Origin of the sequence: Paenibacillus sp. FSL F4-0122 (assembly GCF_038002845.1) — a bacterium.
In the GTDB taxonomy this organism is placed as follows: domain Bacteria; phylum Bacillota; class Bacilli; order Paenibacillales; family Paenibacillaceae; genus Paenibacillus_AQ; species Paenibacillus_AQ odorifer.
Window position 1 is genome coordinate 4,709,594 of the sequence record NZ_JBBODI010000001.1, and the last position, 25,562, is coordinate 4,735,155.

The 25,562-nt window shown below is 44.7% G+C and carries 29 protein-coding genes; 27 read left to right on the forward strand and 2 right to left on the reverse strand.

Going from position 1 to position 25,562, the window contains the following annotated elements:
• The first annotated feature begins 373 nt into the window (after nucleotides 1–373).
• The 23 genes from MHH49_RS20400 (at nucleotide 374) to MHH49_RS20510 (ending at nucleotide 20,045) form a co-directional block, all read left to right on the forward strand.
• Nucleotides 374–646 carry an HU family DNA-binding protein gene (locus tag MHH49_RS20400; protein WP_036676223.1) on the forward strand — a complete coding sequence of 91 codons (273 nt, stop codon included), beginning with the start codon at nucleotides 374–376 and terminating at the stop codon, nucleotides 644–646.
• 115 nt (nucleotides 647–761) lie between these two features.
• Nucleotides 762–1,010 carry a trp RNA-binding attenuation protein MtrB gene (gene mtrB, locus MHH49_RS20405; protein ID WP_051490908.1) on the forward strand — a complete coding sequence of 83 codons (249 nt, stop codon included), beginning with the start codon at nucleotides 762–764 and terminating at the stop codon, nucleotides 1,008–1,010.
• 91 nt (nucleotides 1,011–1,101) lie between these two features.
• Nucleotides 1,102–1,644 (forward strand): hypothetical protein, encoded by a 543-nt coding sequence (locus MHH49_RS20410; protein ID WP_038572433.1) that lies wholly within the window; start codon nucleotides 1,102–1,104, stop codon nucleotides 1,642–1,644.
• Between the two features lie 91 nt (nucleotides 1,645–1,735).
• Entirely contained in the window at nucleotides 1,736–2,629 is an 894-nt protein-coding gene (locus tag MHH49_RS20415; protein WP_235219377.1) for a heptaprenyl diphosphate synthase component 1, read from the forward strand.
• Nucleotides 2,630–2,638: 9 nt separating this feature from the next.
• Nucleotides 2,639–3,385: a demethylmenaquinone methyltransferase gene (locus MHH49_RS20420; protein ID WP_036676394.1), complete on the forward strand. Its 747-nt coding sequence runs from the start codon at nucleotides 2,639–2,641 to the stop codon at nucleotides 3,383–3,385.
• On the forward strand, nucleotides 3,378–4,250 hold the full coding sequence (locus MHH49_RS20425; protein ID WP_036676227.1) for a UbiA-like polyprenyltransferase: 873 nt from the start codon (nucleotides 3,378–3,380) through the stop codon (nucleotides 4,248–4,250). Before MHH49_RS20420 ends, MHH49_RS20425 begins: the two co-directional genes overlap by 8 nt.
• Nucleotides 4,250–4,852: a UbiX family flavin prenyltransferase gene (locus MHH49_RS20430; RefSeq protein WP_036676229.1), complete on the forward strand. Its 603-nt coding sequence runs from the start codon at nucleotides 4,250–4,252 to the stop codon at nucleotides 4,850–4,852. Before MHH49_RS20425 ends, MHH49_RS20430 begins: the two co-directional genes overlap by 1 nt.
• A 4-nt stretch (nucleotides 4,853–4,856) precedes the next feature.
• Nucleotides 4,857–5,717 carry a menaquinone biosynthetic enzyme MqnA/MqnD family protein gene (locus MHH49_RS20435; protein ID WP_076101474.1) on the forward strand — a complete coding sequence of 287 codons (861 nt, stop codon included), beginning with the start codon at nucleotides 4,857–4,859 and terminating at the stop codon, nucleotides 5,715–5,717.
• On the forward strand, nucleotides 5,714–6,682 hold the full coding sequence (locus MHH49_RS20440) for a polyprenyl synthetase family protein (protein WP_076127501.1): 969 nt from the start codon (nucleotides 5,714–5,716) through the stop codon (nucleotides 6,680–6,682). The genes MHH49_RS20435 and MHH49_RS20440 overlap by 4 nt, the downstream gene beginning before the upstream one ends.
• Before the next feature lie 99 nt (nucleotides 6,683–6,781).
• Nucleotides 6,782–7,225, forward strand: a complete 444-nt coding sequence (gene ndk / locus MHH49_RS20445; protein ID WP_036676234.1) for a nucleoside-diphosphate kinase — start codon at nucleotides 6,782–6,784, stop codon at nucleotides 7,223–7,225.
• A gap of 27 nt (nucleotides 7,226–7,252) precedes the next feature.
• Nucleotides 7,253–8,056, forward strand: a complete 804-nt coding sequence (locus MHH49_RS20450; RefSeq protein ID WP_036676236.1) for a CheR family methyltransferase — start codon at nucleotides 7,253–7,255, stop codon at nucleotides 8,054–8,056.
• Nucleotides 8,057–8,161: 105 nt separating this feature from the next.
• Nucleotides 8,162–8,323 carry a hypothetical protein gene (locus MHH49_RS20455; RefSeq protein WP_169744788.1) on the forward strand — a complete coding sequence of 54 codons (162 nt, stop codon included), beginning with the start codon at nucleotides 8,162–8,164 and terminating at the stop codon, nucleotides 8,321–8,323.
• Between the two features lie 192 nt (nucleotides 8,324–8,515).
• Complete coding sequence (gene aroC / locus MHH49_RS20460; protein ID WP_036676238.1) at nucleotides 8,516–9,685, forward strand: chorismate synthase; 1,170 nt, start codon at nucleotides 8,516–8,518, stop codon at nucleotides 9,683–9,685.
• A 2-nt stretch (nucleotides 9,686–9,687) separates the two neighbouring features.
• Nucleotides 9,688–10,791 carry a 3-dehydroquinate synthase gene (aroB, locus tag MHH49_RS20465; protein ID WP_339210380.1) on the forward strand — a complete coding sequence of 368 codons (1,104 nt, stop codon included), beginning with the start codon at nucleotides 9,688–9,690 and terminating at the stop codon, nucleotides 10,789–10,791.
• Nucleotides 10,785–11,159 (forward strand): chorismate mutase, encoded by a 375-nt coding sequence (aroH, locus tag MHH49_RS20470; RefSeq protein ID WP_036676241.1) that lies wholly within the window; start codon nucleotides 10,785–10,787, stop codon nucleotides 11,157–11,159. The genes aroB and aroH overlap by 7 nt, the downstream gene beginning before the upstream one ends.
• Before the next feature lie 432 nt (nucleotides 11,160–11,591).
• Entirely contained in the window at nucleotides 11,592–13,157 is a 1,566-nt protein-coding gene (gene trpE, locus MHH49_RS20475; RefSeq protein WP_036676243.1) for an anthranilate synthase component I, read from the forward strand.
• 41 nt (nucleotides 13,158–13,198) lie between these two features.
• On the forward strand, nucleotides 13,199–14,239 hold the full coding sequence (trpD, locus tag MHH49_RS20480; protein ID WP_179087735.1) for an anthranilate phosphoribosyltransferase: 1,041 nt from the start codon (nucleotides 13,199–13,201) through the stop codon (nucleotides 14,237–14,239).
• Nucleotides 14,229–15,059, forward strand: coding sequence for an indole-3-glycerol phosphate synthase TrpC (trpC, locus tag MHH49_RS20485; protein WP_076297399.1), 831 nt, complete (start codon nucleotides 14,229–14,231; stop codon nucleotides 15,057–15,059). The genes trpD and trpC overlap by 11 nt, the downstream gene beginning before the upstream one ends.
• On the forward strand, nucleotides 15,052–15,729 hold the full coding sequence (locus tag MHH49_RS20490) for a phosphoribosylanthranilate isomerase (protein ID WP_076101468.1): 678 nt from the start codon (nucleotides 15,052–15,054) through the stop codon (nucleotides 15,727–15,729). Before trpC ends, MHH49_RS20490 begins: the two co-directional genes overlap by 8 nt.
• Nucleotides 15,726–16,925, forward strand: a complete 1,200-nt coding sequence (trpB, locus tag MHH49_RS20495) for a tryptophan synthase subunit beta (protein WP_076101466.1) — start codon at nucleotides 15,726–15,728, stop codon at nucleotides 16,923–16,925. Before MHH49_RS20490 ends, trpB begins: the two co-directional genes overlap by 4 nt.
• Nucleotides 16,922–17,746: a tryptophan synthase subunit alpha gene (trpA, locus tag MHH49_RS20500; RefSeq protein WP_076101465.1), complete on the forward strand. Its 825-nt coding sequence runs from the start codon at nucleotides 16,922–16,924 to the stop codon at nucleotides 17,744–17,746. The genes trpB and trpA overlap by 4 nt, the downstream gene beginning before the upstream one ends.
• A gap of 60 nt (nucleotides 17,747–17,806) precedes the next feature.
• Nucleotides 17,807–18,904, forward strand: a complete 1,098-nt coding sequence (gene hisC / locus MHH49_RS20505; RefSeq protein ID WP_036676398.1) for a histidinol-phosphate transaminase — start codon at nucleotides 17,807–17,809, stop codon at nucleotides 18,902–18,904.
• 46 nt (nucleotides 18,905–18,950) lie between these two features.
• Entirely contained in the window at nucleotides 18,951–20,045 is a 1,095-nt protein-coding gene (locus MHH49_RS20510; protein ID WP_036676253.1) for a prephenate dehydrogenase, read from the forward strand.
• Between the two features lie 493 nt (nucleotides 20,046–20,538).
• Here the strand turns inward: MHH49_RS20510 and MHH49_RS20515 are convergent, their stop codons facing one another.
• Together MHH49_RS20515 and MHH49_RS20520 are read right to left on the reverse strand one after the other, a co-directional pair.
• On the reverse strand, nucleotides 20,539–21,840 hold the full coding sequence (locus tag MHH49_RS20515) for a CynX/NimT family MFS transporter (RefSeq protein ID WP_081382624.1): 1,302 nt from the start codon (nucleotides 21,838–21,840) through the stop codon (nucleotides 20,539–20,541).
• 217 nt (nucleotides 21,841–22,057) lie between these two features.
• Complete coding sequence (locus MHH49_RS20520; protein ID WP_038572428.1) at nucleotides 22,058–22,624, reverse strand: helix-turn-helix domain-containing protein; 567 nt, start codon at nucleotides 22,622–22,624, stop codon at nucleotides 22,058–22,060.
• 196 nt (nucleotides 22,625–22,820) lie between these two features.
• Between MHH49_RS20520 and MHH49_RS20525 the strand changes: the two genes are divergently transcribed.
• The 4 genes from MHH49_RS20525 (at nucleotide 22,821) to MHH49_RS20540 (ending at nucleotide 25,502) form a co-directional block, all read left to right on the forward strand.
• Nucleotides 22,821–22,997, forward strand: a complete 177-nt coding sequence (locus tag MHH49_RS20525) for a hypothetical protein (protein ID WP_143766109.1) — start codon at nucleotides 22,821–22,823, stop codon at nucleotides 22,995–22,997.
• A 552-nt stretch (nucleotides 22,998–23,549) separates the two neighbouring features.
• On the forward strand, nucleotides 23,550–24,137 hold the full coding sequence (locus MHH49_RS20530) for an RNA polymerase sigma factor (RefSeq protein ID WP_036676255.1): 588 nt from the start codon (nucleotides 23,550–23,552) through the stop codon (nucleotides 24,135–24,137).
• A gap of 152 nt (nucleotides 24,138–24,289) precedes the next feature.
• Nucleotides 24,290–24,736, forward strand: a complete 447-nt coding sequence (locus MHH49_RS20535; RefSeq protein WP_051490909.1) for a hypothetical protein — start codon at nucleotides 24,290–24,292, stop codon at nucleotides 24,734–24,736.
• A gap of 178 nt (nucleotides 24,737–24,914) precedes the next feature.
• Complete coding sequence (locus MHH49_RS20540) at nucleotides 24,915–25,502, forward strand: histidine phosphatase family protein (RefSeq protein WP_036676257.1); 588 nt, start codon at nucleotides 24,915–24,917, stop codon at nucleotides 25,500–25,502.
• The last annotated feature ends 60 nt before the right edge of the window (nucleotides 25,503–25,562 follow it).

Sequence of the window (25,562 nt, forward strand, 5' to 3'; positions counted from 1 at the left end):
AATATAAATAAATTCAAAGAGTGGGAGAAATCCTGCTCTTTTTATTTGTATATATCCTAAAACTTGATTCCTAGTTCCTATAATAACGGTGAATCTGACTCAATTATTCTGATGAAATAAAGACCTAAACTGCTCCTATAGGTCTAACAAATTAGATCGAATTTAGATAAATATGCACGGATAGATGATAATTTCTGCTCCTTTTTTGAGTAACAGCTTGAATTTATGGATGGGCTGTATTACTATAAGTTTGTTGCGCTTCAAGGTCTAAGGGCGCCAAAGTTAAGTTTTAAACGGGATTATCACGTATATTTTACGTTGAAACGGAAACAGTGTATGATACCGGAGAATTTACTCAGGGAGGTGAGAAAACATGAATAAATCAGATTTGATCAATGTAGTTACAGAAGCAACTGAACTTCCCAAGAAGGATGCTACTAAAGCTGTAGATGCGGTTTTCGAAGCAATTACAGAAGCACTGCAAAGCGGTGATAAAGTACAACTGGTTGGATTCGGAAACTTTGAAGTGCGTGAGCGTTCTGCACGTAAAGGCCGTAACCCGCAAACTGGTGAAGAAATCGAAATTCCTGCAAGCAAGGTACCGGCATTCAAACCCGGTAAGGCGCTGAAAGACGGAATCAAATAAAGATTTCTACATACCTATCCCATAGTCTTTTAAGAACAACTATGCCGCCCTCCAAGGCGGCATTTGTTTTTTGAAATACTATGAACTGTATAATAGGTTTAGAGGAGGATGAGTGATGATGGATAAAAATACGGGTACTACTCCGCTTCCAACGGGCAGCGACTATATTGTGGTTAAAGCTAAAGATAATGGCGTTCAGGTCATTGGGCTAACCAGAGGTACAGATACACGTTTTCATCATACAGAGAAGCTGGATAAGGGCGAGGTATTGATTGCCCAGTTTACTGATCATACCTCAGCGATGAAGATTCGCGGTAAGGCTGAAATATGGACAAAGCACGGACAATTGGAAAGTGAAAGCTGAAAAGCAGGCATAGCCTGCTTTTTTTCAAAATATAGTAAAGATAAATGATCGTATTAGCTAAGAGGGGAATTATGGATAAGGAGGCGTGTTCATGAACAAGGCCTGGTGGGTCGGAGCCGTATTACTCTTGACTGCAACCTCTGCTGTAATATTGCCCAAAGTGGCAGATATGGATTCTACCTTACAGCAACGCAATGGTGCAGTAGAGACTTTTACTGGCGGCCATAACACAGTGCTAGACAATGATAATCTTGTTGATGTTCTTGGCGCACTTCCATTGACCTTATCCATTGATAGCGTAGGCTGGGAGGATCACGTTCTGTCACTGGATTTAAAAGTGAGCGGAAATGATCATGAACCCCAGGAGCTTTATCGAAATATGGCGCAGGCTATTTCTTTTGCTTTTCAAGAAACCTCGAATGTGGATCAGCTTTTGCTGCGTATCGTGGTCATGGATAAATGGCTGGATAGCCGCCGGCTGCTGCTAGCAGGGGATATCAGACGCACGGAGTGGTCGGCTGAACTCCAGAATGAACTTCAGTCTGCGGGTAATCTCCCCATATCCGAGCGACTCAAGACGGGCTTCCGTATTAGTGAGACTGAGCTCTGGAAGAAGCAGTTCATTTATCCTTGAGAAGAATAAAAGAAACTCAGTCGTACCACAGTGCGTGACAAAAAAACATGTGATATAATAGACAAGATTGTGAACAAAGGAATTATTATTAATGTCAATGGCTTCGGAGGCTGAAATGAAACCGTACTGCATACCGCAACTGGCAAAACCCTACACCGACTACGACATGATTCAGAAGCATACGGATTTGCCGCCGTTTTCTGATGGCCGGGGTCATTTGTTATATATTTTTCTAAACCATGGATCTTCTGTTAAAGGAAATGCTGGTGAGTTGTATACGCTCGTAACAGCACTTATTCAACTTGGACTAGATACACATGAGGTAATTGACCGCTCGAATGATAGACGCGGTGGAGATCCTATGCGTTCCCGTCAATTAAAGGTATTGGCTGGCGATTATTTCAGTAGCTGGTTTTACCATCTGCTTGCAAAGAGTGATCAAATTGAGATGGTTGGAATCTTGAGTAAGGCGATTGCTGATTTTAATGTCTTGAAAGCGAACCTCTATGTGAAGATGAGAGGAATCCGTCTTTCGGCTGAACAATACTTGAGGCACATGGTACAGCTCAATATGCGGCTGTTCCTTTCTTTTACGCCCATGATCGAGAATTCCTTAGTGGAGTTGTGGGAGAAGTTATTGACAGAATTCAGTCAGTGCGAAACTGTTGCCATAGAGCTTCAGCGTTGTGATAACCTTGAGAATGCTAGCAATGGTTATTGCTACTGGAAGATGCTGGAGTCAGCGACAGAGGAAGAACGCAAACAGCTTCAAGACCAGAACCTTGATCAGAAGGACTGGAAGATGCTGAAGATGAAATATAAATGTGATTCTCTGCTGACGGACAAGCTCCATCAGTCGATTCAGTCGATTCAGGGACTATTACAAAGCGTTAAAGACGAAAGCCTGCTTAGAGAGCTTGAGATAGCGCTGGATCGTATTCTCCTGCAGATGAAAGTCTCAGGACAAGCAGCCGTGGAGGGTTAGTGGATGACTATGGACAAAACTACAACTGCTGTGGGTGATAACAGCAAGCCGAAGGAACAGTTTGTGCACTCGGTGTTTGAGAGTATTGCAGGTAAATATGATTTGATGAATGATATCTTAAGCTTTCGCCGCCATAAGGCTTGGCGCAAGTTCACGATGAAGAAGATGGGCATGAAGCGCGGGGATTCAGCTGTAGACTTATGCTGCGGCACTTGCGATTGGAGCATTGCCTTGGCAGAAGCCACACAGACAGGGAATGTGATAGGACTTGACTTTAGTGCTGGCATGCTTGAAGTGGGGCGCCGTAAGGTGGAGGAGCGCAAGCTTCAGGACCGGATCTCTCTCGTACAGGGCAATGCTATGGAGTTGCCTTTTGAAGACAATGCATTCGATTATGCAACGATTGGTTTTGGACTCCGCAACGTACCGGATCTTGTTCAAGTGCTGAACGAGATGAAACGCGTGGTAAAACCCGGAGGAATGGTGGTCTGCCTGGAGCTTTCCAAGCCGATGAAACAACCGTTTAAAGGTATCTATTTCTTTTATTTTCAGCGTGTACTTCCATTGCTGGGCAAGTTATTCGCTAAAAGGTATGAGCAATACAAATGGCTGCCAGAATCGCTGGCGCTGTTCCCTGACCGGGAGCAATTAGCTGCTATTTTCCGTGAAACCGGACTGCAAAAAGTGGAATCCTTCCCCTTGACCGGAGGCATCGCGGCATTACATATTGGGCTCAAGGAGAACGGGAATGTTTAAGAAAATCGGTATCTTTTTACAAATGATCAAGTTTGAACATACGGTATTTGCTTTACCTTTTGCTTTTATGGGCGCTTTACTTGGTTCCGTTGTCATGTCTGGCACGCTACCTTCCTGGAGCCAGATTGGTTGGATCGTAGTGGCTATGTTTGGGGCACGGAGCGCTGCTATGGGGCTGAATCGACTGATTGACCGGATAAGTGATGCTAAGAATCCTCGCACAGCGGGAAGGGCTATTCCTGCAGGATTATTGAAGATCGGTGAAGTCGTCATTTTTATCGGCATTTCGTTTTTCTTACTCTTTTGGGCAGCCTTTAAGCTGAATCCTTTGTCGGCCAAGCTCTTGCCAATCGCAGTTTTCCTTCTTGTTATTTATTCATTTACGAAGCGCTTTACATGGGCTTGCCATCTTATCCTCGGTCTGACCATTGCGCTTGCACCTTTAGGCGGTTGGGTAGCTGTGACCGGTAGCGTGAATTGGACTTCAATGGTATTTTACTTCACTATTGTGTTTTGGACTGCAGGTTTTGATGTAATTTATTCTTGTCAGGATGTTGAGTTTGATCTAAAAGAGGGCTTGAAGTCCATTCCGGTTCGGTTCGGGGTTCAAGGTGCACTCATTATTGCCCGCGTATTTCACATTCTCACGGCGATTGGATTCGTATCGTTGCTGTTTATGACGGATTTAAGCTGGTGGTATGTAGCAGGCATGATCATCGCATATATTATTCTCTTTTATGAGCATTACATTGTATCTCCGAGTGACCTGAGCCGTCTGCAGACTGCTTTTTTCACTATGAACGGCGTATTGAGCATCGTAGTGTTCTCTTTCACTTTGATTGACTTGGTGGTGCAGTTCTACTAATGACGCTTACTAAACCGAAAAACATCGTGGTTGGAATTACAGGAGCAAGCGGTGCGATATATGGTGTTCGTCTAACTGAAACCTTGCTGTCACTAGGCTACTCCGTGCATTTGGTGGTTAGCAATGCGGGCTGGCGCGTATTTAAAGAAGAACTTGGCTATATCGCATCAGACCGGGAGGGCTTTTTGAACGAAAGGTTCAAAGGCTATCCCGGTTCTCTGCTTTATCATCCTGTTGCGGATATCGGCGCATCCATTGCAAGTGGTTCGTTTCGTGTGGAAGGGATGATTATTATGCCTTGCTCTATGGGAACATTGTCCGCGGTAGCGAATGGGACCTCTGATAATCTGATGACACGTGCTGCTGACGTTATGCTCAAGGAAGGACGCCCACTGGTGCTTGTTCCTCGTGAGACTCCACTGCATGCCATTCATCTAGAGAATATGTTGAAGCTGTCCCGTCTGGGAGTTCGGATGATTCCCGCAATGCCGGCTTTTTATTTCGGGCCGCAAAGTATGGATGATCTGATTAATTTCATGGTGGGCAAAGTGCTTGACAGCTTTAATATTGAACACAATTTATTTCGAAGATGGGGGGATTGAAAGGATGGACAATAACAGCCACACCATCATCGGCAAAATCAGCTATACCAACTCATGGCCGGTATTTCACAATTTTCATCCCTCTGCATTAAAATATCCTGCAGAGATGGTGAGTGAGGTACCTGCCATTCTTAATCAGGGGATGAGCCGTGGAACTATTCATGTAGGTGCTTTATCCTCTTTTGCTTATGCTGAGGCCAGTGACAAATTATTACTACTACCTGATTTATCGGTTAGCGCGGACGGTCCTGTGAGATCAATATTCCTTTTTTCCAGGGTGCCATTTGCTCAGATTGGTAGCGGTAAGATTGCTGTTACGAATACTTCTGCAACCTCGGTAAATTTGCTGAAAATTTTAATGGAAAAAGCTTTTGGCAATAAACCGGAATATATTAGCGCTAATCCTGATTTGGATGCCATGATGCATGAAGCGGATGCCTGCTTATTAATTGGTGATAATGCTATTAAAGCCTCATGGCAGGATCAAGGTTATATCGTTACTGATCTAGCTGAGGTTTGGAAGGAATGGACGGGCTTAGGGATGACCTTTGCGGTCTGGGCAGTGAACCGAAAGGCTGCTGAGGACAAACCGGAGGCTATTTCTGAGATTGCAGAGGCTTTTGCCGAGAGTAAAATGCGGGGATTGAGAGATTTAGATCCTATTGTACAAGCAGCTTGTTCTAACATTGGAGGAACAAAGTCTTATTGGGAAGGGTACTTCCGCAATTTATGTTATGATTTTGGAGAAAGGCAGCAGCAAGGTTTGAACCTCTATTTCCGCTATGCCTATGAGATGGGCCTGCTGCCGCAGGAAGTGAAGATGGAGATTTGGAGCCATAAACTGTTGACACGGGTGAAAGAATGAAACGACTGCAAATATTCGGATTACTGAACAGAGATATGGATCAGATTGAAAAAGAGCTGTACCGCAGTGTACAGGGGGATGACGATCTGCTTACAGAAACCTCCCTGCATTTATTAAAGGCAGGCGGCAAAAGATTACGTCCCGTATTTGTCCTAATGGGCGGAAAATTCGGTAAGTATGATCTGGAAAAACTGAAACGGGTGGCGATACCGTTAGAGTTGATCCATAGCGCTTCACTGGTCCATGATGATGTGATCGACGATGCAGAATTGCGCCGTGGTGAACTCACCGTGAAAGCAAAATGGGGCGATAAAATTGCCATGTACACTGGTGACTACATATATGCAAAAGCGCTGGTTATGACTACGGAGCTGAAGAATCCACGAATTCATCAAATTCTGTCTAAGGCGATGATCGAAATGTCGATCGGAGAGATGGAGCAGATTCGTGACTTTTTCAACAGTGAGCAAAGTGTACGTCATTATCTACGGCGTATCCGCCGCAAAACAGCCCTGCTGATTGCAGTTAGCTGCCAACTCGGCGCTCTTGCTGCTGAAGCAGATCCAGAAGTAGCTCGTCTGCTTTATAATTATGGATATAACGTGGGTATGGCGTTCCAGATTCGTGATGATTTACTGGATCTCTCAGGCACAGAGAAACAGATCGGTAAACCTCCGGGCAGTGATATGCGGCAAGGAAACATTACACTTCCAGTGATTTATAGTCTTGAGGATGAGCGACTGCGCGAGTCATTGCTTGAGGAACTGAAGTCTATACGTGAGGGACATAGCACGGTAGGACATGCGATTGATCTCATTCTTTCCGGAGACGGAATCGCCCGTTCTGAGGAGCTCGCTTCACGTTATATCGACAAGGCGCTGGCGGCGCTGGAACAATTGCCTAACAATAAGACTAAGCGCAATCTGCGTGATATTGCTTATTTTATAACAGGAAGAAGTTATTGATCTTCTGGTGAGATTGAAATTAAACGTTTCCAGAAAGCAATGTTTCTGTTAAGATAGCGTCAAAACAACCCTTCAAATGGGAAAATGGAGAGTGCTTCTATGGAAAAGACGTATCTGATGGTCAAGCCTGATGGAGTTCAACGTGGATTAATAGGGCGTATTGTTACCCGCTTTGAGGATAAGGGGTTTAAATTGGTCGCTGCTAAGCTGATTACAGTTAGTGAGGATCAAGCGAAAAGACATTATGCTGAGCATGCAGGCAAAGACTTTTTTTCGGAGCTGGTCTCTTTCATCACTTCAGGTCCAGTGTTTGCAATGGTATGGGAAGGCGATGATGTTGTAACGTTATCCCGGACACTCATAGGCAAGACAAAAGTTGGAGAAGCTCTGCCAGGCACGATTCGTGGCGACTTTGCCAGCCATACACCACTTAATCTAATTCATGGATCAGACTCGCCTGAAAGTGCAGAACGGGAAATTGCTAATTTCTTTGCTCCAGATGAACTGAATCAGTATAACAAAGACATCGCAGTCTGGATGTAAGGTCCAGGTGGGAGGCAGGGGATTAACATGTCTGATCGTAATGTTGCAGCATTAACAACAGATCCGGATTATAGCGGATTTATTCACAACGTTAAACAAAGCACCGGAATTGATCTGGCTCAATATAAAGAAGCGCAGATGAAGCGGCGTTTGACGACTCTTCGGATGAAGAATGGGTATCATACCTTCAGTGATTTTTTTGCAGCGATGATGAAAAATAAGGACTTATTTTATGAATTTTTAGATCGAATGACGATCAATGTCTCTGAGTTCTGGCGGAATCCGAATCGCTGGGAAGTTTTGCGGGATATTATCCTACCTGACCTCCAGCAGTCGGGCCGCAAATTAAAGCTGTGGAGCGCGGCGTGTTCCACTGGCGAAGAGCCTTACACGCTGGCTATGATTTTGTCGGACAAGAATATATTGGCGCAGACAGGCATTCTTGCCACTGACATTGATGATGGCGCTTTATCCAAAGCAAAGCAAGGTCTTTATTTGGAACGTTCTTTAAAGGATGTGCCGAAAGACGTGGCAGCACGTTACTTTACACCGGAAGGCCCTGTTTTCAAGGTCAGCGATTCACTTAAGAAAAACATAGATTTCCGCAAACAGAATCTGCTCTTGGACAAGTTCGACGAAGGTTTTGATCTTATTATTTGTCGCAATGTAATGATCTATTTTACTGAAGAGGCGAAGAACAAGCTCTATCATAAGTTTTCGGCTAGCTTACGTCCGGGTGGTTATTTGTTTGTGGGCAGCACAGAGCAAATCTTTACACCGGCTCAATACGGTTTTGAATCGACGGAAACTTTTTTCTATCGTAAAAAATAAATATTTTTTGCTCCTTCGCCATTAACTTCAAAGGTATACTTTCGCAAAAGTTCAGTGATACTGGATAGTAGAATCTGTACGCTAAGTGAAAGGAAAGTTAAACCGATGGACAAAAGCAAGGTCATTGCCGCGTACAAACGAGGCTTTATCACCGTTCGTGAGTGCGGGCAAATTCTCGGTGTGGAAGAAATGCAATTGGAGCGCCTTCTGCAGCTGGAAGAGCGTAAGTCTACATTCCCTCCACCAAGTCAGCGGCTCGGCAGCTAACAAGCTGAGGACCCAGCCGAGGAGCGCCATTCATACTCTTAAGGGTATGGATGGCGCTTTTTATTTCGATATACATAGAGTGTTTCTAGGGAGAGCCCTTTCTTGTCAAAGCGGATTCCCTATACTATAATGAGCAAAGATCATAGGATTTTAGCGGTTTACAGTTTAAAAGTATAAAAGGGGGAAGACATCATGAGTTTACGCTATTTAACAGCGGGGGAAACGCACGGCCCCCAGCTAACGGCTATTATTGAGGGATTGCCAAGTAATTTAACTTTGGATTTTGAAGAGCTTAACTTTCAATTGCATCGTCGACAAAAGGGATACGGACGTGGACGCCGCATGCAGATTGAGAAAGATACGGCACAAATAGTCGGTGGAGTACGTCACGGCTATACTACAGGTGCTCCGGTAGCCTTGGTAGTAGAGAACAAGGATTGGACTCACTGGAAGAACATAATGAATATTGAACCTATTCCAGGCAGTGATGAAGAAAAACGCCGGGTAAATCGGCCGCGTCCTGGACATGCAGATTTGAATGGTGGATTGAAGTACAATCATACGGATCTTCGCAATGTTCTGGAGCGCTCCAGTGCCCGCGAAACAGCAGCCAGAGTTGCATGTGGCGCTGTAGCCAGACAGCTGCTGGCAGCTTTTGGTGTGAAAGTAGCAGGTCAAGTCATTCGTATTGGTGAAATCGAGGCACCTGCTAATGATCTGCCTATCGATGAGCTGATTGAACGCACAGAACAGTCCTCTGTCAGAGTTGTCGACAAAGAAACGGAACAGAAAATGGAGGCTTACATAGATCAGATCAAGGAAGAGGGCGACTCCATCGGTGGAATCGTTGAATGTATCGTCGAAGGACTGCCCATCGGACTTGGCAGCTATGTACAGTCAGACCGGAAGCTGGACGGGGCGATCGCTGGGGCAGTGATGTCGATTAATGCCTTCAAAGGCGTTGAAATCGGCATTGGGTTTGAAGCAGGTAAATTGCGTGGATCGCAAGTCCATGATGAAATTATGTATGAAGCTTCTAAAGGATACTATCGCGCAAGCAATCGTTTAGGCGGTTTTGAAGGCGGGATGACGAATGGTATGCCGATAGTGGTTCGTGGTGTTATGAAGCCTATTCCTACCTTGTATAAGCCACTTCAAAGTGTAGATATCGATACGAAAGAACCTTTTACAGCTCAAGTAGAACGTTCGGATGCATGTGCAGTTCCAGCGGCATGTGTGGTTCTGGAAAGCGTAGTGGCATGGGAAGTTGCCAAAGCTTTTCTTGATAAATTCGGCGGGGATTCTCTCGAAGAAATTAAAGCGAACTATGAAAACTATCTTGCACAATTGGAGAGTTATTAATCATGCGTACGATCAATGTAGATTTAGGAGATCGTTCTTATCCAATTCACATCGGTAGTGGTCTGCTGCAGAACATTGGCCAGTACTGTGCTGAGGCTGGACTGTCCACTCGCAGCCCACTACTGGTTGTGAGTGATAGTGAAGTAGCTCCACTGTATTTACCGTCGCTTGAAGAAGCTCTACGTCAGCAAGGCTATACCGTAGTCAGCCACATTATGCCGGCAGGGGAAGCATCCAAATCATTAACCGTGTATGAAGAGGTTATGACGACCGCGATTCAAGCGGGACTGGATCGCAACTCAGCTGTGTTGGCTTTAGGTGGCGGGGTTGTTGGTGATTTAGCTGGTTTTGTAGCAGCTACCTACATGCGCGGAATAGGATTTCTACAAATTCCAACGACGATTCTAGCCCATGACAGCAGCGTAGGCGGCAAAGTGGCTGTCAATCATCCACTAGCCAAAAATATGGTTGGTGCGTTCTATCAACCTTCGCTGGTGCTTTACGATTTGGATACCCTTCGCACGCTTCCGCCACGCCAAGTCTCTTCTGGCCTGGCTGAAGTAGTGAAGCATGGTCTGATTATGGACAAAGAATTCGCATATTGGTGCCGTGAACATGCTGATGAGCTGCTTGCTCTGAATGCTGAAGCACTCGGCTATGCCCTTGAGCGCGGTTGTGCAATCAAGGCTCATGTCGTAGCGAACGATGAACGTGAGCATGGACTTCGGGCGATTCTGAATTTAGGACATACGATCGGACATGCTATTGAAGCGGTTGGCGGATATGGCGTATTTTTGCACGGTGAAGCGATTGCGATTGGTATGGCGGGTTCGGCGCTGCTGGCTGTAAAGCTTGGACATGATCGATCCATTTATGAGGATACAGTATCTATGTTATCTGCACTTTCATTGCCTATACAGCTTCCTTCTGAATATGATGAAGAGGAGCTAATGGAAGCAATGATGCATGATAAGAAATTCAAAGAAGGCAGAATGACTTTTATTGTGCCTGATGCCATAGGAGCCGTAAGCATTGTAAACGATGTACAGGAATCGCTTGTGCGAGAGGTTCTCGCAGAGCTTAAAAAGGAGGGGAAACCGTGGTAAATCGAGGGATTCGCGGAGCAACTACCGTGATTAATAACGAAGAAACAGAGATTTTGCGTGAAACCGTTGTGCTGCTGCGGGAGATCGTAGAACGTAATGATGTTATAGCTGAGGATATTAGCAATGTATGGATTACGATGACCAATGATCTGGATGCTACTTTTCCGGCAAGAGCCATTCGTGAGATTGAGGGCTGGGAAATGGTGCCACTTATGTGTTCAACGGAGATCCCTGTTAAAGGCAGTCTGCCGATGTGTATCCGGTTAATGGTGCAGTTTAATACGGATAAATCACAGCGTGAGATCCGCCATGTATATCTGAATGAAGCTCAGAAGCTTCGTCCGGATTTGTCGCAGAGTAAGTCTTAAATTTGAGTTGTGGGTTGTCAATGACCCTTGTCATCATGTATAGTGTAATTAGCCGAGTATAGAAGAGTTTAGTTGAGTTGAGATGAGTATAGTTGAGCAGAGTGCAAGAAATTTTTGCGAATATAAGAAAGTATAAGCTTTGTTCTATACATTCTTATATTTCACGCATATACGCTTACCGTCCTTATAAGGACGCTGAAGACGTTTATGCCTGATTAGCAGTTTTTGTGTACGCAGAGTCTTTATTTTGATATGTACTGGAGTGTTATTTCACATCCGTGATGTATCTTATTTAGAGATAAGTCTGTAGGCACAACATAACGATGCTGATCATTGCTCAAAAACATATACTTACTTACACAAACCCTCTACTTTGGTAGAGGGTTTTTCTGTGTTTCGGAAAGATTTATATAACTAAGGGGGCATCTAAAAATGACGAATCCGAGTGTTCAAGAGGTGGTAAAGCTGTCGCAGGATTATAATCTGATTCCTGTTGTGAAGCGGCTGCTGGCTGATATGGAAACACCTATCCGGTTATTCCAACGTTTTGCTGAACGTGACCGCGCGTTCTTACTAGAAAGTGTAGAGGGCGGCAAACAATGGGCCCGGTACTCGTTCATCGGCAGCGATCCCTTTTTAATGATATCGGGAAAAAAGGGTGCAATTAACGTAGAGATCGACGGTAAGAAAAAACAGCTGCATGGAAAGCCGATTGAGGAGCTTAAAGCACTGCTTCGTTCATACCGTAGCCCTAAGCTGGATGAGATGCCGCCATTTACTGGAGGAGCTATCGGATTTTTTGGATATGATCTGCTGCAATATTATGAGAAGCTGCCTGAGCATCCAGTAGATGATCTCCAAATGGATGATATCCGGTTTATGTTCTGTGATCGCATCATTGTTTTTGATCATGTGAAACAACAAATTCTCCTAGTTGGCAACCTGCATGTTAAAGACGGTGATACGGACTCAGATATCAAATCCAATTACGAAAGCTTAAGTCGTAAGCTTGAGGATATGGCCGAAGAGCTGCAAAAGGAAGGGCCAAAGGAAAATGTGAACCGCCGCAGCATTCCGCAGGATATTGAGCTGGGTGAGATTCATTCCAACCTGACTAAAGAACAATATATCAACAACGTAGAACAAGCGAAGGAATACATTCGGGCTGGCGATATTTTTCAAGTGGTGTTGTCGCAGCGCCTGCATATTGAAACGGAGGTTTCTCCACTGCATGTATACCGGATGCTCAGGACGCTTAACCCATCTCCATATATGTATTATTTGAAAATGGATGAAGAGATTATTGTTGGAACCTCACCGGAAGCGCTCGTAAAGGTAGATGGAAACCGTGTGGAGACACGGCCGATTGCCGGAACAAGACCAAGAGGTGAAAGTGAAGCTTCGGATCGTGCTTACGCCGCGGAGCTGCTGGAGGATGAAAAAGAACGTGCAGAGCATTTGATGCTAGTTGATCTAGGTCGTAATGATCTAGGAAGAGTGTCCAAATTCGGTTCTGTAAAATGCGATTCCTTTATGGAAATTGAAAGATACTCTCATGTCATGCATATGGTATCGAATGTGTCAGGCACGCTTAGCGAGGATAAAGATTTCTTTGATGCCTTTCTCTCCTGTCTGCCAGCCGGTACTGTCTCAGGAGCACCTAAGCTACGGGCAATGGAGATTATTGCTGAATTGGAGCGAGAAGCCCGTGGTGCTTATGCGGGGGCGATTGGATATTTGGGATTCTCGGGAAATATGGATTCTTGTATCACCATCCGTACAATTATCTTCCGTAAGGGCAGAGCATATGTGCAGGCTGGGGCGGGTATCGTTTGGGACTCGGTTCCGGAGAAAGAGTATGAAGAGACGGTGAATAAAGCGAAGGGCATGCTAAAAGCTATTCGTATGGCAGAGGCTATGTTCCCACCCGAGATAAAAGAGAAACAAGTCATCAATCAAGATTACATGTACACATATACCCCTGAACAGGTGGTTTGATTAATATAAAAGATTACATTAAGGCTGGGAGGATGAACATTATGGATGCAACAAAATTGATACAATCAGGAATCGCTGGACTAATCGAAGGCAAAAGTCTGACACGTGGAGAAGCACGGGATATAATGGGTGCAATCATGCTGGGAGAGGCTTCTCAGGCGCAAATCGGATCACTGCTGACCGCTTTACGGATTAAGGGAGAGACCGTGGAGGAAATTACGGGGTTTGCGGAAGCCATGAGAGGTTTCGGCACACCTGTCCTTACTGAAAAAGCGCGTCTGCTAGATACATGTGGTACGGGCGGTTCCGGCATCCATAAGTTTAATATTTCTACCGCCTCAGCGATTATTTCATCAGCGGCTTCTGTACGAGTTGCCAAACATGGCAACCGCTCAGCTTCCGGTAGAGCAGGAAGTGCAGATGTACTTGAAGCTTTGGGCGTCAACATTCATCTGAATGCGGATCAGGCTCGGGAATGCTTGGATCGAATCGGCATTTGTTTTTTATTCGCGCAAATCTATCATCCTTCGATGCGGCATGCGGCGGCACCGCGTAAAGAGCTTGGAGTGCGGACGATTTTTAATATGCTTGGTCCGCTTACGAATCCCGCGGGTGCTGACCGTCAGCTGCTGGGGATTTATGATCGGAATAAGACAGAGACGGTGGCTAATGTACTGAAGGAGCTGGGGTCCAAGCGTGCGATGGTTGTTAGCAGCTTGGATGGTCTGGATGAAATCAGCATCTCGGCCCCTACATTAGTGTCTGAGCTAAAAGAGGGCACCGTAACCACGTATGAGGTAACGCCAGAGGCATTAGGTCTTAACAGACATCCACTGGAAGCTGTGCTGGGTGGAGATGCAGCTGAAAATGCGGCGATTATTACCTCGGTCCTTCAAGGGCAGATTAATCCTTATCGCGATATCGTTCTTGCTAACGCCGGAGCCTGTATATATGTTGCTGGTCTGGCAGATACCATGGCCGGAGGCGTAGAGAGAGCAAAAGATGTAGTGGATTCAGGCAAGGCATTATCCAAGCTTAATCAGCTTGTAGCTATGACGGAGGAACTTAATTATGTATCTTGATAAAATTGTCGCGACTAAGATTAAAGAGGTTGAACTGCTCAGTAAAAACTTTTTGTTGGCACAAGCAGAGCGTGAAATTGCTCTTCTTCCGGCAACAAGAGGCTTTCGTAAGGCTCTGACCCAAGGGAAGAACAGAGATATGGGCTTGATCGCTGAGGTGAAGAAGGCTTCTCCTTCCAAAGGGTTGATCCGTGAAGATTTTGATCCTGTTTCCATTGCAAAAGGATATGAAGCTGGAGGCGCTGATTGTTTATCTGTTCTGACGGACACAGAATATTTCCAGGGCAGCGCAGCTTATCTGCAGCAAGTGAAGGAAGCTGTAAATCTGCCGCTGCTTCGCAAAGATTTTATTATCGATGAGAAGCAAATCTACGAAGCACGTCTTCTCGGAGCGGATGCCGTGTTGTTGATCGTCGCTATTTTGACACCGGCACAACTGTCTCATTTTATAGATATAGCTTCAGGGCTTGGATTGGATATCTTGATTGAGGTGCATGACCGAAATGAACTGGCGGTTGTACTGAGCACAGAAAAGATAACCCAACCTAACGTCCTGCTAGGAATTAATAACCGTAATCTACGTACCTTCGAGACCTCTTTGGAGACAACAGCCGAGCTGGCAGCTCTTGTGCCGCAAGGTGTTCCAGTGATCAGCGAAAGTGGGATTTCCGGGTCAAAAGACATCGGCTACCTAAGAACTACTGGTGCTCACGGAGTGCTCGTTGGGGAGTATCTAATGCGTCAAGCTAACGTAGAGGATGCGGTTAACGGTTTGCTCGGTGAGCTTCCTAACGGAAAGGACCGTGTCCGGCATGGCTGAGACATTAGTAAAAATCTGTGGACTTCAGGACGTTGAAGTGCTAAAATCTATGTTACACTTACCACTAGATTATATCGGATTTGTTTTTGCACCTAGCCGCCGGAAGGTATCCATAGAGCGTGCTGCCGAACTGATTGCAGAACTTCCAAATTGGAAGACTGGTGAAATTCCTAAGGCTGCAGGAGTTTTTGTTAATCCGGAGCTGGATGAGTTGAACGAATTGTTGTCTGTGGTGCATTTAGATGTAATTCAGCTCCATGGACAGGAGAGCCCGGCTTTTTGCCAGCAGGTTCGCCAAGCTTATCCACAGGTTCAGGTATGGAAGGCACTGTCCGTTGCTGATCAAGAGCGGGATAAAGCTGAAAATGAATATACCTTGGAAGATTACGAAGCTGCAGTAGATGCGGTTTTATTAGATACTTATGATCCATTGCAGAGCGGCGGCTCTGGCCGAACCTTCGCATGGAACAAATTACCTGAGTACCAAGAAATTGCAGTACGACATGGCTTGCCCTTGTTTGTGGCTGGAGGGCTTCATTCAGATAATGTTGGTGAATTGCTTGATACCTATGTCCCGTATGGGGTAGACGTATCGAGTGGAGTAGAGACTGACGGCATTAAGGATATTCAAAAAATGACAGCTTTTGTGGAAAGGGTGAAGCAATCATGATACAAGTACCGGACCAGCATGGACGTTTCGGTTCATTCGGAGGCCGCTTCGTGCCCGAGACTTTGATGAATGCATTGATTGAGTTGGAGGAGGCCTACCGTAAGTTTTCGGCAGATCCAGCTTTTCAGGAAGAAATAGATTATCTATTAAAGCAGTATTCCGGACGGGAGACCCCGCTGTATTATGCGGAACGTCTGAGCAAACATCTGGGAGAAGCTAAAATATATTTGAAGCGTGAAGATTTGAATCATACAGGTGCCCATAAGATTAACAACGCGATTGGTCAAGGGATTTTGGCCAAAATGATGGGAAAAACGAAGGTAATCGCTGAGACTGGCGCGGGTCAACATGGTGTAGCCACAGCTACAGTTGCAGCTCTGCTAGGTATGGAATGTAAGGTGTTTATGGGGGAAGAGGATACGCGCCGCCAGGCCCTTAATGTATTCCGGATGAAGCTGCTTGGTGCAGAAGTGATTCCCGTTACTTCCGGATCGCGCACTTTAAAAGATGCCGGCAACGAAGCGCTTCGCTACTGGGTTAGCAATGTAGACGATACCTTCTATATATTGGGTTCAGCTGTAGGACCGCATCCTTATCCGATGATGGTTCGTAACTTTCAGCGGGTTATTGGGGATGAAACACGGCGCCAGATTCTGGAGGCTGAAGGAAGGCTGCCGGATCTGCTCGTAGCTGCTGTAGGCGGTGGCAGTAATGCCATCGGTATGTTCTATCCATTCGTTGAGGATGAAAGTGTCGGTATGATTGGTGTAGAGGCGGCTGGTAAAGGCATTGATACCCCTTTTCATGCGGCAACAATGAGTAAAGGAACTCATGGCGTATTCCAGGGTTCGATGAGTTATCTCCTGCAGGATGAGCATGGACAAGTAACAGAAGCACATTCCATCTCCGCAGGCCTGGATTATCCTGGTGTGGGTCCTGAACACTCCTATCTAAAAGATATCGAACGCGCAAAATATGTACCGATTACAGATGCAGAGGCGCTAGATGCACTGAAGCTGCTTTGCGTAACGGAAGGTATTATTCCAGCGTTAGAATCAGCACATGCGATAGCTCATGTAGTGAAATTGGGTCCAACCCTTACCAAGGATGATATTGTTGTCATCTGCCTGTCAGGCCGGGGAGACAAAGATGTAGAATCCATTATGGCGTATACAGAAGGGAAGGGAACTGAATGACAACCCAAACTACAAACCGGATGGATTTGGTATTCCGGAAGCTTAAAGCTGAGAACCGGACCGCATTGATTCCTTTTCTGACTGTTGGAGATCCAGATTTGGAGACTACTCTTGCCATCATTACTGAACTGGAGACAGCAGGTGCAGATATTCTGGAGCTGGGAGTACCTTACTCTGATCCGCTTGCAGACGGCCCTGTAATTCAGCGAGCATCTGCCCGGGCACTGCGGGGTGAAGTTCACCTGCGCACTTGCATGGAGACCGCGTTAAAGGCTCGTGAAGCCGGCAGCAGTTTGCCATTTATCTTGTTTTCTTATTACAATCCTATCCTGCAAATGGGTCTTGATACGTTTTTTGCTGATCTGAACAAGCATGAAATTAGCGGACTTATTATCCCGGATCTTCCCGTTGAGGAATCAGCGGAGATGCGGCGCCGTAGTGATGAAGTTGGAGTCAACCTCATTCCTTTAGTTGCACCAACCTCAAGCGAACGTATTGCAAAGATTGTATCCGGTGCGAGCGGGTTTATCTATTGTGTATCTTCATTAGGGGTGACTGGAGAAAGATCCTCTTTCCATGCGGATGTAGAAGCCTTTATTGCTTCCGTTCGTCAAGCTACGGATCTGCCAGTGGCTGTAGGATTTGGGATCTCTACTGGCGAACAGGTTGCCCGTTTTGCTCAGATTTGCGATGGTGTTGTAGTAGGGAGTGCCATTGTCCGCAAAATAGAAGAAGTAATTCCGCTGCTCGATCATCCTGCTACGCGGAATGAGGGGCTGTTGCAAATTCGAGAATTTGTGGCACAATTAAAAAGACCATAACAGTGTCATTCTGACCTGTGTATAGTGGAGTAATCAACTATGGAGAGCGAGGACTATTGTATGAATCCAAAACCGAATATAGTTAATCTCCCTGTCTACAAACCAGGGAAACCTATAGACGAAGTCAAGAAGGAGCTTGGCCTAAGTGAGGTTATTAAGCTTGCATCCAATGAGAACCCGTATGGAGCTTCACCGAGTGCAAAAGAAGCAATTCTAGCAGAACTTGAGAATCTTTATCTTTATCCTGACGGCTCGGCCGTTGAATTGACTTCAGCACTTTCCAGCCGTCTTGGCGTGAATAACGACAATATTATTTTTGGCTGTGGCTCAGATGAGATTATTGCACTTATTGCTCGTGCCTTTTTCTTACCGGGTGATGAGACAATCATGGCGGACCAAACCTTCTCCGTGTATAAGAGTAACGCAGACATCGAAAGTGCGGTATCTATTGAGGTGCCACTTGTAAAAGGGACACATGATCTGGATGGAATGCTGGCCCGTATAACAGACCGTACTAAGGTTATCTGGATCTGTAATCCGAATAACCCAACAGGTACGATTGTACCAGAGGAAGCTTTGGTTTCTTTCCTGGATGCTGTGCCTTCCAATGTAATGGTTGTCCTTGATGAGGCATACTGTGAGTATGTAACAGATCTTTCATACTCCAATGGCATCCAGTTACTGACTCGTTACAAGAATTTGGTTGTGCTTCGCACATTCTCCAAAATTTATGGCTTAGCTGCATTGCGTATTGGATACGGTGTTGCGAGTCCTGAGATCATTTCGTTGATCAACAAGGTACGCGAGCCATTTAATACCTCTCGTCTTGCTCAAGCTGCAGCTCTTGCTGCTTTGAATGATCAAGATTACGTACAGGAATGCCGTCGTCTTAATAGCGCGGGTATTGTTCAATTGCAAGGTGAATTCAAACGCCTGGGCCTACAATCCTTCCCGGCACACGGTAACTTCATTATGGTAGATGTTCGTAAGCCTGCTACAGAGGTCTTTGATGCTTTGATGCGTAAAGGAATCATCGTAAGAGCGGGTCATCAGGTTTATCCGACTTATATTCGGGTTACTGTGGGCTCGGCTGAGCAGAATACAGCTTTTATCACCGCGCTGGAACAAACTCTTATAGAGAGTGGAGTACGCGCCTAGTAATAACAGCAAGTCAAGACTAAAGAAGGCAGGTAGTTCAAAGAACATGACGACAAAAATAGCAATATTCGGTGTCGGTCTGATCGGAGGCTCACTGGCCCTTTGCTTTAAAGGCAAGGAGGGCCTGACCGTCGTTGGCCATGCCCACCGTCCTGAATCCGCGAGTAAGTATATTAGCAGAGGTGTGGTCGATAGTGCCACATTGTCTGTGGAGGAAGCGGCAATCGATGCCGATTTCATTTTTTTATGTGTGCCTGTGGGTATGCTAGAGGATTATTTGCAGCAGTTAAGCAAATTGCCGCTCAAGCCCGGCTGCATCATTACAGATGTTGGAAGTACGAAAGCTAGTATTGCCGCATGCGCGGTCTCTTTGGATATTCCTGGAGTACATTTTATCGGCGGTCACCCTATGGCAGGATCAGAGCGTTCAGGTGTTGAGGCAGCTTCATCGCTGTTGTTTGAGAATGCCTATTACGTATTAACACCTCCACCGGGAGTGCCAGACGAGGCTTATCATGCGTTGGAGTCCTTACTCCACCTTACTAGAGCGCAGATTGTACGCCTTAATCCAGAACGTCATGATGAGATTGTAGGCGCCATTAGTCATTTGCCACATATTATTGCGGTTGCGCTGGTAAATCAGATTAAAGCTTATGATGATACTGACTCCTTGTATAGTACGTTAGCTGCAGGGGGCTTTCGGGATATTACACGGATTGCGTCCAGTGATCCAATTATTTGGCGTGATATCTTGTTAAACAATCGTTCAGTGATGCTTCGTTTGTTGAAGGATTGGAACGAGGAAGTTTCTTCTTTTGTTCGTTTGCTGGAAAGTGAAGATGGTGTAGGGATTGAAGAGGCATTTCATGAAGCCAATGGCTTCCGTAGTCAATTGCCTGAACGGCGTAAAGGTATGATAGCACCTTTATTTGACCTACATATTGATGTACCGGATCATCCGGGGATTATCGGTCGTATTGCTACAGAGCTGGGGGATCAAGGAATTAACCTTAGCAACGTACAAATTATCGAAAGCCGTGAAGATGTTCCGGGGATTATGCGTCTCTCTTTCCGTCAGGAGAACGATATGGAGCGGGCGAAGATCCTGTTGCAGCATCATGATTATACGGTATACGTGTAGTATTAAGGTTCGCTCGGGTTCATTTTCAAATCGTAATAAACAGCAAAACAGCGATTCTCATGTGAATAGAGAATCGCTGTTTTTTTTGTTTGTTGGTTTGTTGGTTGCTTACTTCAACATGCCGCCGTCAGTATCGTCATCGGTATCGCCATCGCCATCGGTATCACTATAAGTACCAGTATAAGTACCAGTATAAGTACCAGTATAAGTACCACCTAGTACTTACGGACCCTAATGACGTTATTGGCTCGTTTTTTGCCTTTAAAGCAGTCTTTCGGACTCCACTGACACTATTTCATATGAAGAGGCTTATATTGGGTGTTTTTCGTGCCAATAGCTGCTATGCGGTCCGTTAGCATCCCAAATGTGGATTAATGCTGCATTTAAGGTCAACTGTGTCCGATAGCGTCTTCGCACAAGCTAAATGTTTATTGGATCAACGAAGAAAAGAAAGGAGTGCCGCAAAATGCTTCCGGATTTATACCCGCAGACTCTAATTTAGGTTTGGTTTGTTGCAACTGTTCCCAAACTCGCTTTCTTCATTTAGATCAGTATTTCCATGAAATTCTCTGGTACTTGAGTTTTCTTCGTCGTAACTAGCTTGGCTACCTACAAAACGATTTCTTGCTGCTCCTAGACCGACAATAAAGAGTAAAACCGAAGCGCCAAGCAGTATGAAAAGTGGCAGGTTCCAACTATTTGTCGTGTCATGCAAATATCCTATAAGGGCAGGACCAATTGCGGCAAGCAGATATCCGATCGATTGCGCCATACCAGATAGTTCCGCTGCTTGATGCGCACTTTTAGTACGTAAACCGAAAAACATCATGGACAAGCTAAAGGCGCAGCCTCCACCAATTCCGAGTATGATAATCCACAACAGAATGATATTGGAGCTTCCGTAAAGCAGTCCGAGCGTTCCCGTCAAAAGCAAAATGGTTGTGATGAACACTAACGAACGTTGATTTGACATTCGCCCTGCAATAACGGGGACAATAAAGGTAAATGGAAGCAGCGCTAACTGCATTATTGAGAGGTACCATCCTGATTGGCTTGAGTCAATGCCTTGCTGTTTTAAAATTTCAGGCAACCATGCGATCAGCACATAGAAAATCATAGACTGCATCCCCATAAACAAGGTTACTTGCCAGGCAAGAGGGGAACGCCAAACATTCACATCATTGCCGGCCATCTGTTGACTTGTCGAGGCTGTTTGCTTCGTATGCTTCCTTAATTGAGGCAACCAGCAAAGGATCGATACAAAGCTTAGGATCCCCCAAATTCCCAATGCACCCTGCCATTTTAAACCTGCGTTTGCAGCTAGCGGTACACTGATTCCCGAGGCGATCGCTCCAGATAAACTCATTGAAATTGCAAATACACCAGTCATGGCACCGATTTTATTAGGGAAATCGCGTTTGATTAAACTTGGCATTAATACATTACAAACGGCAATTGCAAATCCAAGAATTGCAGTTCCAATATACAGATTTGCAGCCCCAGATAAAGAACGTATTACAATACCAACAGTCAAAAAGATCAGAGCGAACAAAATTAAAAGTTCAACTCCATACCTACGTCCTAGTTTTGGTACTAGAGGCGATAATAAAGCAAAGGTAAGTAAAGGTACCGTTGTGATCAAGCCTGCTAAAGTATTGGAAATATGAACGTCATCCCTTATGAGACCCACTAAAGGACCGACCGAGGTTAAGGGAGCACGTAAATTTGCGGCAATAATAATAATGCCGAGTAGTAGCAGCCCTAAAGATGATGGTACGAATTTTTTATTCGGCATTCTTCATTTTCCCTCCCAGAATTAATGCGTACTAATATCCGCGCGGACAATGAAAGTATAGTATAATATATTAAATTTAACAATAAGTATTTTAAAGTTTACTTTATTGAGATTGTTCTATATCTTGAAATGCTTAAATTAGTTAAAAAAATACAACTCAGAGTTTCCATATAGAATGGAATACTGAGTTGCATTTTATAGGTGAAATTTTCGACTTTTAGAAACCATATTTTAAGGAGATATGGAGCACTGTTTCGCTATTTGTATGATTGGTATAAGAGTGAGGGCGATCTGCACGAAAACTGATCGTATCATATTGATTCAATGTGTACATTTCTCCATCGACTCGAATTTCAATGGAACCAGTCATTACTGTCGCAATTTCAGTTGTATTCACATGATGACCTTCAGGGTGATACGAACTATTTGGCTGTAAGTAAGCCCGACACATTTCAATATCGTTGCTTACGTTTTTAAAGACGGGTTCAATGATCCAATTCTTTTGATCATTAGAAAACCGGAGACCTTCACCTGCTCGATACAGACTAACAGGGTCTTCAGATTTGAACAAAGCTAATAGGGGCAAAGATATGCCTTTTGAAATTTTCCATATTATCGCCAAAGTTGGATTTGTCTCGCCACGTTCGATATTCCCCAGAGTAAGTTTGCTTACGCCTGTTAATTCCGCTAAGTCATCTAAGCTCATGTTTTTTTCTTTTCTGTACTTTTTCAAGGCACCGCCGATTTGTAGTACCAGTTGTTTTGATTCATCGATTTCATCCATTTCAAATTCACCTCAATAAATAACTTTATAGCTAGTATATTGTTTATTTTGACTCTTTTCCATACGATTAGGATTAGAGGGTGGATAACACACGCAGCTAAACAAAATCTGACGTCTATGTAACGAACCTGCCCGTAAGCTTATCACCGTCCCCGGTTTAATCCTTTATTTTTGCAAAAGGAAGGATACCAATGGGGTGAGCGCAGAGGAGGCTATATTTGTAGGTGATCATCCAATGAATGACGTACAAGCGAGCCGTAACGCAGGGCTGCAAGGCATTTGGAAACGTAATGAGCATATACCTCTTCAAGTGGACGCAGACGGGGTAATAGATGATTGTGGGGATTTGTGGAAGCTAATTCGCTCGCTATAGTAAAATAATCTGATATTGATCATCTAAAAAAAGGTAGAGCGCTTTCAGGACAAAAAAAGACCGCTTACAAAGTAAGCGGCTACAGTTCACAATAAATTGGAACCGTTAAGTATTGGATAGGAGTGGAGAGAAACCATACTGTACTTTTATTATATGTATACGTTTACATTTTGTCAACAGTTTTTAAAAATTGATAAATGTGTTATTTTTAAAGCCGGATTCTAAGTCAGAAATCCAATGTCGGGTCTTGTTGGCGAGAGGACCTATCTTAAGTCTATTAATGTCATCCTATGAGAATATGTGGTACAATAGAGCAGGTATGTTTCTAGATTCGTTTCTATATTTATGTAAAATTAGAAGTATGCCTTATTTCTTTTTGTCTTCTTCATATACATCATGCCTTAATTATCGGGTAGTTGAATATACATAGGTGTATTTCATAAAAAAACTAAAAATTTGCAGTAACACCGCAACTTTTAAAGCCCAAACCGGTATAATAAGTACGGACCGGATGGGAAAAGACGTGCAAGGGCGAGGAGGGCCAATCTCACCATGACGGATTCCCAGTTGATCCAGCAAATCAAACAAGGAAACACAGAATTATATTCAGAATTAATGCGTCGTTATCAACGTAAAATACTAGCATTTGTATATCATATGCTTAGAAATTCACATATGGAGCTTATCGCAGAGGACCTTTGTTCGGAGACCTTCTACAAGGCATTTCGTAGCTTGCATTCCTTTCGAGAGGTAGATGCTTCATTCTCAACATGGCTGTACACTATCGCCCGCAACACTGTGCTAAGTGAGCTTCGCAAGAACCGTGCCGGTAATGTATCTCTGGAAGAGAGTGGATATACACCAGTAGCACCGTTTGAAGTTGCACCCGAGCAGGCTGCATTGCGCAATGAACGGATGAATTTGGTCCGTGAGGCGATAAATAATCTTCCCGAAAAACAACGCTCTGCACTTATCCTACGTGAATATGATCAAATGGACTATCAAGAAATCGCAGAAATTTTAGATCAGAGTGTAAGCTCAGTGAAATCATTATTGTTTCGTGCCAGGAGTAGTGTGAAGCTTCAACTCGAATCCTATTTCAATGAGCCTGAAGTTGAAGAGCAGGTTGAGAGGGTGTAAGGCGAATGAATTGCAGGGAAGCGCAAGAATGTATTCCGCTCTTGTGGGACGCTCCCCCCACACATCCTAGGCGGATTTTACTTGAAAGACATATTGAAACTTGTCCTTACTGCGCTGCAGAATGGGCTCTATGGCAAGAGAGCAGCCTGCTTATGCAAGATTTGAGGGAAGAGATCAGTGAAGAGCGTGCTGAAGCCATAAATGTTAAAGTCATGGAGCGGATTTATTTAGAGAGTCCATGGTTGATGCCTGGTGACGGGAAATCTGCTGGGACCTCTGCTATTGTTCGCCATCGGCTTAGCTTATGGATCGCATGCTTTCTGGCAATATTTCTGTCCAGCGTTCTTTATTTTACGATGTTCAGAACTCCAGGTGATGCAGTTGTTGCTCAGAGTGGAATTGTGGAGACAGGTGTCGCTGGATCCTCGATGGAATGGCAATCAACGTATCCAATCTTGGGCTCTGAAGGTGGGATCATTGAACCCCTTGTAGTAAGTATGGGACCCACTCATCCTCAATACTGGATGATGTTATCGATGTTAGGTGTAGGCTTTGCAGTATTTTCATTAACTAGGCTGAATCGTTATCGCCGATCATAGAGGGTTATTAGACGTATGTCTTTGCTTCCGTTGTTTATAATATTCAGAACATTGAAGGAGTCCCTTTACTTAATGTAATGAGGGGCTTTTTGCATTGTAAAACTCATAAAAAGAAGACTTTTTATTTCATCCATGTTACATTAAGAGACAAATACTTTGCTGAAAAGGGGGAGGCAACATGCTAATCGGCTTGATACGCCATGGATTGACGGACTGGAACGCGATAGGGAAAATACAGGGACAAAGTGATATTCCACTTAATGATGAAGGACGGATGCAAGCTGCAATGCTTGCTGACCGCTTATTACAGGAACCGTACAGCTGGGACTACTGCGTTACTAGTAATCTTTCCCGCGCTGCTGAGACCGGTAAGATTATTGCTGACAAGTTAGGAATTCCGCTATTAGAACCTGATCAGCGTATCCGGGAACGTGCTTATGGGCAGGTAGAAGGGCTTACTGCCGCAGAACGTGAAGAGAAGTGGGGTAAGGAATGGAGCCAGCTCTCCCTCGGTCAAGAAACCGACGAACAGCTTCAGGCTCGGGCTCTTGCTTTTATGGAAGATATTTCTGCACTGCATCCCAATCGGAATATACTCGTCATATCCCATGGAGGATTTCTTGCTCAGCTGTATACTGCTCTTTACAAGGATAAGTATTCTGAACGAATTGGCAATCTATCCTTGACGATTCTGGAGAAGAAAGAGCGGGAATGGAATCCTATTTTATATAATTGTACTCGCCATATCCTGCAAAATCAGCATTAACCCGGGCTTCGGGTTATTTTTTTTGCAATAAAGGGAATAAAATAGGCAGTATTCCCCATA